Raw genomic sequence first — 14,994 nt, forward strand, 5'->3', positions numbered from 1 at the left:
TACAGCTCACTTCTAAAGTTATAATTATCGATAAAAAGATAAAAAAACATTAAGTATGGCTTATTAAAGAGCTTTACAGTATTCGATATACCACTTTTGGAACTTCAACTACTTCTTGGCTATGGAGTGATTTAAAAAAAACTGTAAAACCAAAGAAATTATTGATTTACCAGCAAATAAAACCGATATTGGTATAACGATAGCCCCTGTACAAAGAGCGACGAACTAAAAACATCTTGGCATGCAGTTTTCAAGACCTTGCAGTATAAGAATTGGGTAGAACCCAATATTTTTATCATATATCAATGTTATAGATCAATTATATTTATTGACAGGATAAATTCGATTTTTTTATTTGAGTATCTTAATTTCAAAGCCATAATGTTTTTACGGACAGAAAAATATGTTTGAATATGTTTATTTTTTGATCTAATTATAATCGCTAATATGAAATTTGAACCAAGTAAAAAAGCATGATGACCAATCTTATTTGGTGAAAAATTAATTCCTTCTTTTAAGGTTGTTTGATCTGGCAATAAGTATTAATCGACATTCATTTTCAACTTTATAAGCTAAAGGTTTCAAGGCGTGTGTATGTAGCCAATCATTTATGGATTGTGTCTGTTGAAAATTTCGCTAAGCCACTATTGATTAAAGCTCATTGATGTTCATGATGATATACACCTCTCTTAAACAAAACCATGGTTATTATTCTTAAAAGAATTTGTCCAGAAACCAATAGCTCCCATCTCCGCATATTGAGCATTTTTTAAACATTGAAAAATATAATTAAAGTTTACAGAAAGGCTTATTGCGAAGTATCCTATATCGTAAGACTAATTTTATTCAAAATTAACACTTATTTACTTTTGTGTTGTTTTTTTTTATAGCTTTACATTCAGGACCTCATACATGCCTAACAATCAACAATATAATTATTTTAAGCCTACTCCTTATGCTTTTGTAATTGCCTAATTCTAAGAAAGAATGCATGTTGTTTTAAAAATTGAATTTCTTAAAATTAGTTTGAATGGTAACCAATACACCTAATAAATATGAGAACAACTAAAACAATTTTTATTACAAAACTTTTATTATTAAGTATTATCATAATACTTTTTTCATGTGAAAAAAAGGCCAAAGAACAGAATGACACGACAGATAAAACAGCGTTGGACTCTACTTCGCAGGTTGCGGTTGGGCCGAAAAGTGCACGTCCGGTGGAATGGGGTTACGAAGATAATGGCCCAGATAAATGGGGTAGCCTAAGCCCTGTGTATGCAACATGTGGAAGCGGGCACAGCCAATCTCCAATTGACATACAAAAAACCAAATTACAAACAGGAGCCCATTTGAATTTTGCATATGTTCCTTCTGAATCATTTACCATTGCCCATAACAATAATATGGACAATATTGTTGATAACGGGCATACCATTCAGGTTACGGTTGAAGGCGGAAGTGTTTTTACTTTTGGGCAAAAAGCTTATAATCTAAAACAATTTCATTTTCACACGCCTAGTGAGCATACCATTGATGGAAAACATTTACCAATGGAAATGCATATGGTGCATCAAAGTGAGGATGGCAGCTTAGCAGTTGTGAGTATTTTAGTCAAGGAAGGAAAGACAAAAAATAAAAACTTCGAAAATATTATTACGAATTTACCAGATTCCAAGGGGGAATCAAAGGATGTTAAAAATTCGAAAATAGATTTAACAGCGCATTTTCCAAAAAATATTTCAGCTTATCATTATATCGGTTCTTTGACTACACCACCTTGTACAGAGGATGTTCAGTGGGTAATAATGGAAGATATGATATCCTTAACAGCTCAAGAAATAAAAGCATTTTCTTCCCGACTTGGCAAAAATAATCGTCCAGTTCAAAAATTACATGACCGTAAAATAGCTTTGGATAATTTTTCAGGAACTACTAAAGGGTAAGCAATATGAAGAACTTTTATATTTACTTATGTCTGTTTTTTGTACTATCGAAGTCAATCAAAGCACAAACTGCTGCTGATACTTCAGAATTAGAACCTGGGTGGTGGAAAATACCTCAAACAGAAACTCGATTTAAAGTTGGCGGTTATGTGAAATTTGACCTTATACATGATTTTGATCCAATTGCATCGCCCGATTTTTTTGATGTTTCAAAAATTCCGACAGATAATTCAGAGGGAGAGAGTACTCACATGTTAGCAAAAGAATCCCGAATAAATTTAGACTTTAGGGTTCCAACTAAAATAGGAGAACTGAAAGCCTTCATTGAAGGAGATTTCTATGGTACGAGTAGTGTCTTTAGATTACGTCATGCGTTTGTAGAAATTGGAGGATGGCTGGCTGGACAAACCTGGTCAAATTTTATGGATGAAACCATCATTCCAAATACATTAGACTTTGAAAAACCTTCTGCATATGCATTTGCAAGACATACAATGTTACGTTATAAGTTTACTATTTCTAAAAATTCTTATTTTTCATTAGCCATTGAAGAACCCAGTGCACTAGCACAGGTACCCTCACAGCCAGGTACATTTGAAAGTCCATTACCAGATCTAACCGCGCGTTATAGATTGAGCAAGGAATGGGGGCATATTCAATTATCTGGTTTTATAGCAAAACTTCGTTATCGTTATACCGCTGGAGGGAAAGAGGATATTGCATTATATGGTTTTAATCTTTCAGGTCAAATAAACTTTTCAAAAAATGATAAATTTATTTATCAGGGATTAATAGGCCCGGGTTTAGGCAGGATGAGAGGTGGGCTATCTGCCGGATTAGATGAAACTGGTAAACTTAAAGCCCTGGATGATCATGGATTTACACTAGGTCTGCAGCACGATTGGTCACCTTCATTATTTTCATGTGCAGTATACAATCAGGGAGCAGTGGATAATACCGCGGGTCAGGCCGCCAATAGTTTACATAAACTAAATTATGTAGCTGTAGACCTGCAATGGAAATTCATAAAAAATGCATTGACAGGAATAGAGTATTTGCATGGTACCCGGGAAGATAATGACAACTCAACCGGTAAGGCAAACAGAATTCAATTTAGTGTAAAGTATACATTCAATTAGCTGCCGCCTGGAGCGCATATATTTTAAATTATACTTGAGAAAGAAGGCGTAGACGATAAATTATTAAGATGTTAAAGACAAGCGATTGTTGAATAGAAGAAATTCTATTCTCAGTCGCTTTTGCTATAGTGGCATGTTATTCGGCTTATCTTTTATTTAACGGCTCATTGAGTAAAGTATTGATATATTTAAAGAGCGCTAAAGGATTAATAAGTTGAAAAATTATAAATAAAAATTAAATTTTAGACCTAACCCGATATTATATAGTCCTGAAAAGGTAGAATAAAAAGTGCATGAACAGGATCTTTGCTACTTCAAATGAAGTTAAATTAAATCTTTAGTAATATGGCTAAGCTCTTGTACAAAATAGTATTGATGATGTTTATTTTAAATACTATGAATTCTTGCTCCAATGAATTAAATGAAGATGAAAACCTGGAATCTAAAATCACAGAGTATACCTATAATACATGCGAATTAGAGACAATGCAGTTGATAAATGATTACAGAATTTCTATTGGACTAAATCCATTAGAAGTAATAAATCATATTTCATTTAAGTCCGGGGAGCATAATACTTACATGATTGAAAATAATGTTGTTAACCATAATAATTTTACAAGCCGTTCGCAGAATATCATTCAAGTTTTAAATGCATCAAAAGTTAGTGAAAATATTGGCTATAATTATAAAACAGCACAAGGTGTTTTAGATGCTTGGTTACGGAGTCCAGAACATAAAAAAAATATCGAAGGTGACTTTACTAATTTCGGTATTTCAATAAGAGAAAATACAATTACCGGAAAAAAGTATTATACAAACATTTTTGCTAAAATTTGAATTCAAATTTCAGGCTTTAAATAATCGATCACATTCTTTGAAATCTATTATGAAAAGTTCAGTTTTTTTTTGAGAGAGGCAACTGTAAAATTCCCAGATAGTCTAATATCTTTGAAATATGAGTGACAAATCAATACCTATTGGATAGGTATAATGCCAAAGTAAAGCTAAACTTGATAAGGATCAAAAACGATGTATGTTTAGGATTAATGTCATATTTTTTTTTTACGGCTATTTTTTTTATGTTGAAAATAAAATTATAACGTTTGTTAACTTTTATTCTTTACTTGAAGTTTAAGGCTTTTTCCCTTATTTTATTGTCTTTAATTTAAGCTTCGTAAAAGTTTTTTTTGTTTTATTAGAATCTAATAACCAGATTCTTGAAGCTGTTCAAAAACATCTTGTTTTTAAATTAAAAAATCAAAATGAAAAAAAATATAATCGTATCAATCATTGTAGGACTTCCAGGCTTATTTTGCAATGCTCAGGAGGTTAAGGTCGCTTTTGGGAAAATACAGCATATTGAAAATTTCCGACCCCAACTAATTGACCAGCGAAACATAGATATATGGTTACCGGATGGTTATTCCAACAAGGAAAAGTATGCCGTTTTATATATGAATGATGGACAGGCATTATATGATGCGCAAAGCACGTGGAACAAGCAGGCCTGGGGAGTTGACCAGACGGCCGGAAAATTAATTGCGGAAAGCAAAACTCAAAAATTTATCGTAGTAGGTATTTGGAATAATGGTATCAAGCGTCACTCTGAATATTTTCCGCAGAAACCTTATAAAAGTTTAACCCGAGTTCAACAAGACACTATATCAAGGCAATTGCGAACAACTGGTAGCGTTAATGAAATATTCAAACCCTATTCAGATTTATATCTCGATTTTCTGGTAAAGGAATTAAAACCATTTATTGATAAAAACTTCTCCTCTAAGTCCGACCAGAAGAATACTTTTATTGCCGGGTCAAGCATGGGCGGGCTGATTTCCTTGTACGCTATATGCGAATATCCGAAGGTTTTCGGAGGTGCTGCTTGTTTGTCCACACATTGGCCTGGTACTTTTACAACCAAAAACAACCCTATACCAGATGCCATTGTGAGGTATCTTAAGGCAAATTTACCAAATCAAAGAAACCATAAGATCTATTTTGATTATGGAGACCAAACCCTTGATGCTACGTATAAAACTTTTCAAGAAAAAGTAGATGTGATGATGAAAGCGAAAGGATTTACAAACAAAAACTGGGAGACCAAATTTTTTCCGGGAGAAAATCATTCCGAACTAGCTTGGGCAAAAAGACTAGATATCCCTCTTTTGTTTTTATTAAAAAAATAATAGTTTTTTTTATATAAAACCAATAGATTAGAGAAAGGATATAAAATATCAACAAATGAAGTTACAGTATTATTTCCTCAGCGAGTTTTAGAATGTACTAACTATTAATATCGAAATTCCCAAAAACTATTTTTTATACTTTTAAAAGAATCTCAAATTGATTTTTACCTATAACATAGGTCCATCCCTATCGCTAAAGCTTCCTGCTTCATTGCCTTAGGTTTGCTAATTCGACTTATCTTTTTTTCTTATATGTTTTAGTTTTGTGGCTGAGTTCATAATTTCAAGATAATAAATTCCTTAAAATCTCTGTTTTGAATAAACAAGTCCTCACCTATTGGTATAGAATTCCCTTAGTTCGGTACGGTACAATCAACTTTATTTACTGTGCATTAAACAATAACACAATTTTTCAGACAATAATATTAAGAAGTATAGTACGAAACAATTGCCAACTATGACAACTAATAACGGGCTTTATTATTGAAAGAATCTCGGCAAGCCTATTTATCACTTGGAGACAAAAAGAAAAGCTAAGTCGATTTAAATTCTTTTCAAGAATCTTTATCCACGCAGAATGCAAATTCATTTTTGTTTATAACACTAAACAATTGAAAATGCGTTACCTAATATTAGAACAACCGACTAACCGTTACAATGTGGTGCTTTTGCTGTATAAAGCAACATCTTTGAGAGTCCTTACATCTTATAAATTTTTCTCCTTTCATTGAGTAACGACTAAAGCAAGATCGTTTTGCGAATATCGATCTTCTGCCCACCATTTGCATTACTTTAAAAATGTGGTGGTAAATTTGTGCTTTTCTGTCCATAGTATGAGATAACCTAGCAAATTTTTTATTTTTTAAGCTGAAATACTTAAATCAGATAAGTTTTTAACTCACATAAAAATAATTTAATTATAGCTGTATTTTTCTTAAAAAGACTCCATTAGCTACCTCCGTTTGTGTGTTGAAACTTTTTTAAAACAATAATCTATCTCCGACTTTTAAATAAACGTTTATATAGATTTTTTTTTTCAACAAATCTGCCATAACCATAATTATACCCCCAATTATAACCGTTAGTCATATTAATATCATTAATCACATATCCCATATTTTTGAGTTTCTTCTCATCATTAAGTTTTTTGGAATAAGATAATAATTTTTTTTCTGTCATCCCTGAACGCACTACATATAGCGTAGTATCGGCATATTTGGAAATAATCAGGGCGTCTGACACTAATAATGTTGGTGGTGTATCAAAGATAATAATGTCGTAGACTTCCTTCGCTTCATTTATAAACATATTAAATTTCCGATTAGATAATAAAAGGATTGGGTTAGGCGGAATATCTCCAGACAATAAAACATCAAAAGAGAACTCTTTTGTATTATTTTTACATATTAAATCTTGCCAACGTAAAGAAACATTATGCAAATAATTGGAAAGTCCCTTATTGTTCTTAACCTGGTCTAGATGCTTATGTAATTGGGGATTTCTTAAATCAGTACCAACAAGTAGTATTTTTTTGCCTAACTGGCCTAGGGCCACTGCTAAATTATAAGAAACAAACGTTTTTCCCTCCCCTTTAATAGATGAAGTGACAAAAAAGATTTTTCCTAATTTATTGTTTTCGTTAAATGGAGGAATTAATTCATTATATGGAGTTATAAATTCAGCATTGTGAGCTAATGTTCTAAAAGCCTCAACAATTTCTAAATTGGTTTCAATATTTTCTTCTTTATTTTCTGATGTTGGCACTTCTCCTATAACAGGAATTTCATGAGTAATACTTTCAATATCATTTACATTATATATCTTATCATCATATCGAAAAATAAAATATAAAATAACAAACGGAAAGACTACTCCTAAAAATAAAGCAATAAAAATGAGGAATGTGGTTTTAGGGTAAATAGGGACATTGTTAGTTATCGCATAATCTATGATTTTGGTATTTGGTGTAACAACAGCAAGATTAATAGCAGCTTCCTCTCTTTTTTGAAGAAGTAATAAATATAAATTTTCTTTAAGATTTTGCTGACGCTCTATATGTCTCAACACCTTTTCTTTTTCTGGCAAAGAAGAAAAATTATTATTTGCTACTCTTTGAGCTAATTCTATCTGATTACGAGAAGTTTCTAATTGTTGTTTAAAACCCTTTACTGAATTCTCAATATTTTTTTTTTGCTTTTTAATGGAATTAACCAGGACTTGAACAGTTGGATTATTATCACCTGCTCCCAGGAGCATTTTCTGATATTGGAGCACTGTTGTATTAAACAGCCCTATTAATTCATTAATAGTCGTACTTTGAATCCCTATATCTGCAGGCAAAAGATCAAAACCAACTTCCCTGTCGAGGTTATCCCGTAGAAGCTGCACTAATAACAATTGAGATTCCACATCAAAGAGAGTTTGTTCGTTGGTGGATTTAGTTTTTATACTCAGTCCGGCATCTTCTTGAATAAAACTTAAATTATTGCTTTTTTTATATTCTTTTTTTTCTATCTCAATAGCATTTAGATCTTCTTTTAAAAAAAGAAAACGATTGTCTACAAAATCAATAGTTCTCCGCGAAACTTGTTGAATATCTTTAATTCCGTCTTCTTCAAACACTTTAATTAAATTATTGAGAATAATCTGCGCATGCTTCCCGTCAGAACTTTTTAAAATCAAAGAAATAATATCACTATCTTTTCTCATAGATGTAACCTGTATGTCGTTGCTTAGTTCAAGTGCGGCCATTCCAACTGGCTTTAAAACTATTTCGTAATTACTATCTATAAATGAATTAATATCAACATCAGCAGAGGGCTGAATTATAATCGGAAAATGAAGCACAGCCGTATTTAAACAATATCCTTTCGTTTGTAAAGATTTTCCTGATTCTTTATTTAATATAGTATATCCTGTTTTGGTGATGCTAACATCAAACTTTAAAATACCAGACAAGCTATCTTCTGGCAATGCATAACTGATCACAAAGGGAGGATTAAAATCTGTCTTCGAATTTATTTTTGCTTTTGAAATGTAAACGACATTTAATTTTAAATTTTGAACAACTTGTTCCAAGAGACGATTTGATTTAAAAAGAGCAATTTCATTTTCGAGATTGATTGTTGATTTGTTTAATACTTTAGATATATCCAAGGAAAAATTAGCGTTTTTTTTATCATCTAGCAGCTTAACTTTAGCTTCCGTTACATATATGACATCTGCATAACGTAAGTATGTAAATACAATTATAAGAGAAATAATAATTGAATATAAAAACCAAGGCCAATACTCTAAATATTTTTTGAACGAATCTATTAAATTTATAGGGGTCCTTTCGTTTTCGTTATAGTTATAATTTACAAAACTATTTTTTCTTGAATCCTTACTCATGTCAATATTATCGGGTTAACAAAATAACAGTACTTAATATTAATGATGCAATCGTCAAAATGGTTGCTGCATTTCCTATATAGCCGGCGGTTTTTACCTTCGAATTATTTGGGTTTATTATTAATATATCATTTTGTCTGATGCTATAATCAGGATCATCGATCCACTGAGTTGTAGTAAGATCAATATGTTTAATAGTTCGCACACCTTCCGACTCTCTGATTAATATAATATCTTTTCTTTTCCCATTGATAGTCAAATCACCTGCATATCCTAAAGCCTGAGGTACCGTAAGACGCTGTTCCGTAAAAGAGTAAGTCCCTGGTTTATGTACTTCCCCCAAAACGGTTACCTTTGCATTTAAAAGACGAATACTTACCGTTGGTTCTATTAAATGACCTCCGCACTCCAATATCTTTTTTAACTCCTGCTCAAGCATAGAAATAGTTTTATTTACTACCGTGATAGTACCTAATACCGGGAATATTATCGTCCCTTGATTCGATACTAGATAACCTTGCAATTTTATAGTCTCAATATTTGAAAAACTATTTCCGCCCAATTGCTGAATATTATAAGGGATAACGGTTTCAGGAACTTTCGCCCCAACTGTAATACTTAGTATATCACCAGGTTGTATCATAAAATTCACATATTTAACCGAGGCCGATTCATATAATATACTATCCTGAAAATACAAAACATCTTTTTTGGAGGCACAAGATTCTAAAAGAAGAATAAAGAGTACTATTGCGTATCTAAATTTGTTCATAATTTTTATTTTTTGTAGATAAATGAAATTGTAAAAGCCCATTTCAAAACTTATTAAATCGCAATAAGATGAAGAATCGGATTAAATGAATTTGTTTTTTTATTCGCAAAGGCTGAGATAATAATCGATGACACCATTCCAAACTATTTCTCACCCACCACTTAGGAGCTCTATGGACATAACCTGTATATACATCAAAACTTCCTCCTAATCCTTGATAAGTAGCCTGATGTTTTTTCTGCATTTCCACCATAAGTAATTCCTGCAATGGAGACCCCATCGCTACAAAAACTACATCCGGACGTTTCTCAATTATATCTTTTATGAGCTTTTCCTTCTCATTGTTATTTCTTAAAAAACCGTTTCTATAATTTAAAATCTCAATGCCCTTATATTCTTTCTTTAATTTCATAACCGTTGCTTCAATTACTTCCTTTTCACCACCAACCAAATAAAATGTTTTGCTGGAATGATAATGTTTAATTATGTCCAACCAAAGCTCACAGCCTGGAATTTTCATAACATTTTTATATCCTTTTTTACGAAGTGACCATACTGCGCCCATTCCGTCAGGATAGCCGACATTCTTGTTTATAATTGAACGACTTTTGCTTGTGGCGTGAAGGATCTTTTCAGCATTTACCGCAACCAAAATCTTACGATTAAAAATCGCATATTCTATAAGCTCGATTCTCGATTCTGGCGTATAGATATTAATGCCATTTATGAAACCTGATTTCATTTTTTTTATTATTTAAGCCTTACGTAGAGTCATTTGTCCTGTGCCAGGATTTAATGTAAGACTATATTATTTTAAATAAGTTTTAATATTCTCTTCAATATTGCTAGCTACCGCACTTGCTAAAAATCTATTAACTGAATATTTATGATTAAATAAAGCTGTCCTTCTTGTCTTGTTAGCACTAAGAATAAAACTCTCTAACTCACGTGCAAAGGAATTTGGTGACTCATCATCAATTAAGCTCCCCATATTTTTTGTATCGAAAAAATCATTTATCCCACCAATCGGTCTGGTAATTACCGGCAAACCAAATACCAATGCTTCCAACACAGAGGTAGGCATTCCTTCACCATGTGTAGTAGGTAAAATATAAATATCCGATTTACAATATTCATTGGCTACATCCATCCCATAGAGTGCACCTGTAAAGCAAATATCTTTAACACGCTTATCAATAGCATATTGCTTTGCTTGCTCTAAATAACTACCAAACCCAACAATGGTAAGCGTTAGCCAATTGTATTTTTCCTTTAAAATACTAAATGCATCTATTGCAATTAGCACTCCTTTTTCCTTCTCAATTCTTGCTAAAAAAAGAATGTTTTTTATGTCGCCAATTCTTTTTTTTATATCAAAGTTTTTTAGTAATTTATCGTCCACTTTAGTAGTGGTCAGTAAGATTGTTGTACTGATTCCTATATCCAATAATTGTTTTTTGAATGAGCAGGCTAATACATAAATAAAAATAGACTTATTATAAACCCACCTAAAAGGTACGGGGCGACGTGTAAGAACTTTATAATATTGTTCATCCCAGCCATGAATAAAAGTCACGACTTTTATACCCAAAGCATTTGCTATCAATAAATAGATTCCATCTCTAATAATTTGATATCTCCTAAGTGAAGGATTAATAATTACGACGTCAGGTCTATTAAAGATTAATTTTACAGCATACTTAATTAAATCATAAAAAAACGTAAGAAAGGCAGGAATGCTTTCTCTTTTTCCATAAAATTCGTATGTAACAGTACTGCTCCAAAAATCTTTTAAACCTATATAATGATTCACAACACCACCAAGAAGTTTTGGATGGGGAGAAATAATTAAGATGATATTTTTCATTTTTTTCATAAATTTGAGTTGTAGATAAGAATTGAAAAAGCTTTAAAAAACAGCAGTACCATATTTTGATCGAATAATAAAATAGATTTAAAATAATTAATATCTATTAAAGTCATACAATTGAACTCCATCTAACTTATTTCTAAACACAATTCCTAAGAACCACATATAAGAAATTGAAATAGCGCCTAAAATCGATGTTTCAAAAGAATAGGTATAATAATCAATGAGTACTATAATTAAAATCAAAAGGCTTAAAAGATAGAAATGTTTGTTCCGCCCATCATTTGCCTTTTTTTTGTGTTGAACCACTATTCTGAATAAATTAATAAATATGGAAGTGTAGAAAAACAAACCTAAAAATCCTATCTGCAAAAGCATTTGAAGAAATCCTGTTCGTGCGCCATAACCAACCCCGTATAAAGATTCGGTAATCTCATCAGTGGTTTTATCCCTTACATCAATATTGAAGCCTGATTTCACTAAATGTCCAGCCCCAAATCCAAATAAGGCATTATACTCCTCTCCGGATAACAGTAGTTTTACCACATAACCTGGCGCTTCAGCTCTTCCAATATTTTCTTGCACAAATCCACCGGAATTATATTCCTGAGAATATTCTATAACATAAGTAAAATCAAATGTACCCCAAATTTTATTTTCCGGATTTAGTGATGGGATAACCCTTGCAGAAACATAAAACAATATGCAAATCGAAACTACAGCCACCAATAGTTTTCTCCCGACGTTAATTCCTTCTTTTTTGAATTTAATCATTAAAAAATAAAGGGAAACTATATAAATCAATGGAAAGTAAGCAATTGTAGCTCTTTTTCCACCTGTTAATGAAAAAAATATAAAGCCCAAAGCACCCCACAAATATTTTATTTTTGAAGTTATGAAATAACCCGATATACAGTAAGATCCTCCTAAAAGAGCAATTATTGTAGTGATACTTCCACCTCTATTAGAAATAGTACCAATAAACTCCTCTGCAATACTCCCCAGTACTACAACTTTTATTAATCCGGCAAATATCTGAGAAACATACAAATAGACGATAAGCTTAGTCAATAAGCTAACCTGCCTTATTGAAAAAGTAGTATTAATTATAATATAAAAAAACACAATAGCCGGCAAATACTCTCTAAAAAAAAGCAAAAGCTGAATTACCTCCAAATTATTTAAAACACAGGACGAAATAGAAACAAAAATAAATCCAGATAAATACCATAAGGAAGGGAATCTATATATTTTTTTTCTTTCTAAAAAAAAAACATCAAAAAACAATAGTAAAACCAGAAACTCCATCATAATTTTAGACACCAATGGTGATACTCCCATTAGATCTAAGGATCCCCTTGAAAACGCAACAAAAAACAAAACTCCGTAAATTATATCCCTGTCTGTCTTATAGTGTTTAAAGAACCATATAATTACGGGGATTACAGCTAGAAAACAAAGTATCATTAAAGGATTCTCTACTACAATAAAGTGCACTACATTCATCATTACCTTTTTTTAGAGTATCATCTAATTTTTTTATACATAAATGTGATTTTTTTCGGAAAAAAGAAAAAAAAGCCTATCCAGATTAAAATATCAAATAAGAACTGATATAGTAATCTCTCCATAAAATATCGTATTTTTTTAATATCAGCTTTAATGGTAAACGTATGTACTAGTGCTCTGCTTAATAAAATCAATATGTATAGTACCAAAACAGTGACTGACTTATAAAAAAGTAATGCCAGCATTAAAAAAATTGCGCTGTAATCTGCTCTAACAAACCTCTTGACAACATAAACGTCAAATAAATGAACTCTAAAAATCACGCCTGGATAAAGCCCATAACCTGCGAGAATCATATTCCACATTCTTATTTCATTTCTATAATCTATCGTATGATGTAAACATATAAGATGTGGTATTCTTACGATTTTTATTTTTATTTTCCTTAATCGAATCGTTAAATCTAAATCTTCATTTATTTTAAATTTGGTACGCATCCCACCTACTTCAACCCACTTTTTTTTCGTTATGAGATAAATACCACCATTTTGCTTTAGCTCCTGTATTTCAGTTGGAATACAATTGATATAAGTTCTGGGTGATTTTCCGATAAAAGTCCCTGCATTGTCATAAAAACAATCATCTATATGACCTGTTATATATTCTGATATTAATTGTTTTTTTTCATTAAGAATGTAATTAAAAAAATCTGACTGGATCTCCATATCTCCATCAACAAAAAAAAGGACATCCCCTTTAGATTCATTTGCTCCGACATTTCTTGCAACTGCTGCATTACATGAACCAACAATTTTAAATATTCTAATTTCCGGATAAACTAACGCTACCTCGATGCTGTTATCCGAAGAATTTGAATCCATATAAATCACTTCAAATTCGATTGAACTACTGGCAATTAAACCAGAGATACTTTTTAAACATTTTTCAAGTCTCCATCCTTCATTTTTACCGATAACTATAATACTAATCATTTACTTAAGATTATCTGATAAAAACTTAATTGACTCTTCTCTTTCCTTTTCCAATATCAAATTCACTTTATCCCAATCTATCTTTTTTATCGACAAGTCATAATTGATTTTCTCGAAATCTAATATAAGTCTCTCCTTAAGATCAAATTTATCAAGTAAGGACTCAAATCTCGCAACGCCTCTTTTTGTATTTCCTACAGCTATAAAAGGCTTATTAAACAGAATTGAAAACACACAACCATGAAATGAATCTGTAATTATAAATTCAGCATCACAAAAACCTTTAAGCCACTTTGTTACAGAAGGAAAAACTTCCTCTTTTATAGTCTGTCTCGCCCTTTTGCCAGATCTTGTTTTGGGTAGTATCGAAAAATGAACAAGGTTAATTTTTTGACTTAATTCTTCTATATAATTGCTTTTAATTTTTGAATCATCTAAAAAATATGACATCAATGAGCCATCGCTAGTTTGCTCCCCCTCCTTCAATATAAGCTGTTTATAAACCTTTACATCTAATAACATAGTTGGATCTAAAACCTGGATCGCATCGACATTTAAATATTCCTTGCATAAATTAATGCCAGAAGCTTCTCTTACAGAGATAGCGTTAAAATTACCGGCAAGTTTTGAAATTAATTTCGTCTTATTTTTATCAACATCCCAGTTCGAGGTACCGAAAGAGGCTGCATAAGAAATTTTTTTCACATCCTTAAATGAAAGTGCAAAATCTAAAAAATAATTCGTTATACAGGGAGAATATGCCTGTCTCCAAACCTGATCACTTCCTACGACAAATGCCTTAAAACCAAAAGATTTCAATTTAATCATGCTGTCGGTATCATATATTTCATTTGTAATTGGAAAAATATATTTAGATTTAAAATCACATATTCTACTATAAATTCGATTGTATTCTTTCCCATCCAGAGGTAACTGAACAACTTTTGTAGTTGATATATACCTATAAAAAATATTTTTTACTGCTGTTTTAAATTTAGCTTTTACTCCGGGTTTCGGATACATTCTATTTATTATGAAAGGATTGTGTCCTAAATCTTTTAACTTTTGTTGTAAGGCAAAAGCTTGTAATATTCCCCCATAATTATTAAGCAAAGGCTGAGTCAGTATTCCAAGTTTCATAGTAATAAACATTATTATTGTTGTTAATTATATCCAATTGTAAA

At 31.5% G+C, this 14,994-nt stretch carries 11 protein-coding genes; 4 read left to right on the plus strand and 7 right to left on the minus strand.

Annotated elements, in window-relative coordinates:
- Positions 1-1,055: 1,055 nt before the first annotated feature.
- The 4 genes from Q7C23_RS21545 to Q7C23_RS21560 all read left to right on the plus strand — a co-directional run bounded on the left by Q7C23_RS21545 (position 1,056) and on the right by Q7C23_RS21560 (position 5,274).
- Positions 1,056-1,946, plus strand: a complete 891-nt coding sequence (locus Q7C23_RS21545) for a carbonic anhydrase (protein WP_375034439.1) — start codon at positions 1,056-1,058, stop codon at positions 1,944-1,946.
- A gap of 5 nt (positions 1,947-1,951) precedes the next feature.
- On the plus strand, positions 1,952-3,085 hold the full coding sequence (locus Q7C23_RS21550; protein ID WP_375034440.1) for a DcaP family trimeric outer membrane transporter: 1,134 nt from the start codon (positions 1,952-1,954) through the stop codon (positions 3,083-3,085).
- A 345-nt stretch (positions 3,086-3,430) separates the two neighbouring features.
- A complete protein-coding gene (locus Q7C23_RS21555; protein WP_375034441.1) occupies positions 3,431-3,925 on the plus strand; it encodes a CAP domain-containing protein in 495 nt (164 codons plus the stop codon).
- Positions 3,926-4,350: 425 nt separating this feature from the next.
- On the plus strand, positions 4,351-5,274 hold the full coding sequence (locus Q7C23_RS21560; protein ID WP_375034442.1) for an alpha/beta hydrolase: 924 nt from the start codon (positions 4,351-4,353) through the stop codon (positions 5,272-5,274).
- 993 nt (positions 5,275-6,267) lie between these two features.
- On the opposite strand, the gene Q7C23_RS21565 is transcribed toward Q7C23_RS21560, so the two are convergent.
- The 7 genes from Q7C23_RS21565 to Q7C23_RS21595 form a co-directional block, all read right to left on the minus strand.
- Positions 6,268-8,667, minus strand: a complete 2,400-nt coding sequence (locus tag Q7C23_RS21565) for a polysaccharide biosynthesis tyrosine autokinase (protein ID WP_375034443.1) — start codon at positions 8,665-8,667, stop codon at positions 6,268-6,270.
- Between the two features lie 7 nt (positions 8,668-8,674).
- Positions 8,675-9,439: a polysaccharide biosynthesis/export family protein gene (locus Q7C23_RS21570; RefSeq protein ID WP_375034444.1), complete on the minus strand. Its 765-nt coding sequence runs from the start codon at positions 9,437-9,439 to the stop codon at positions 8,675-8,677.
- A 43-nt stretch (positions 9,440-9,482) separates the two neighbouring features.
- Positions 9,483-10,181 (minus strand): WecB/TagA/CpsF family glycosyltransferase, encoded by a 699-nt coding sequence (locus Q7C23_RS21575; protein WP_375034445.1) that lies wholly within the window; start codon positions 10,179-10,181, stop codon positions 9,483-9,485.
- A gap of 66 nt (positions 10,182-10,247) precedes the next feature.
- Positions 10,248-11,315 (minus strand): glycosyltransferase family 4 protein, encoded by a 1,068-nt coding sequence (locus tag Q7C23_RS21580; RefSeq protein ID WP_375034446.1) that lies wholly within the window; start codon positions 11,313-11,315, stop codon positions 10,248-10,250.
- Between the two features lie 87 nt (positions 11,316-11,402).
- Positions 11,403-12,620, minus strand: a complete 1,218-nt coding sequence (locus tag Q7C23_RS21585) for a hypothetical protein (protein ID WP_375034447.1) — start codon at positions 12,618-12,620, stop codon at positions 11,403-11,405.
- Positions 12,621-12,835: 215 nt separating this feature from the next.
- Entirely contained in the window at positions 12,836-13,810 is a 975-nt protein-coding gene (locus Q7C23_RS21590; RefSeq protein ID WP_375034448.1) for a glycosyltransferase family 2 protein, read from the minus strand.
- The gene (locus tag Q7C23_RS21595; protein ID WP_375034449.1) at positions 13,811-14,950 is read right to left on the minus strand and encodes a polysaccharide pyruvyl transferase family protein; all 1,140 of its coding nucleotides are present in this window, start codon (positions 14,948-14,950) and stop codon (positions 13,811-13,813) included.
- Positions 14,951-14,994: the final 44 nt, after the last annotated feature.

Origin of the sequence: Flavobacterium sp. LAR06, from assembly GCF_041946075.1 — a bacterium.
Classification (GTDB): domain Bacteria; phylum Bacteroidota; class Bacteroidia; order Flavobacteriales; family Flavobacteriaceae; genus Flavobacterium.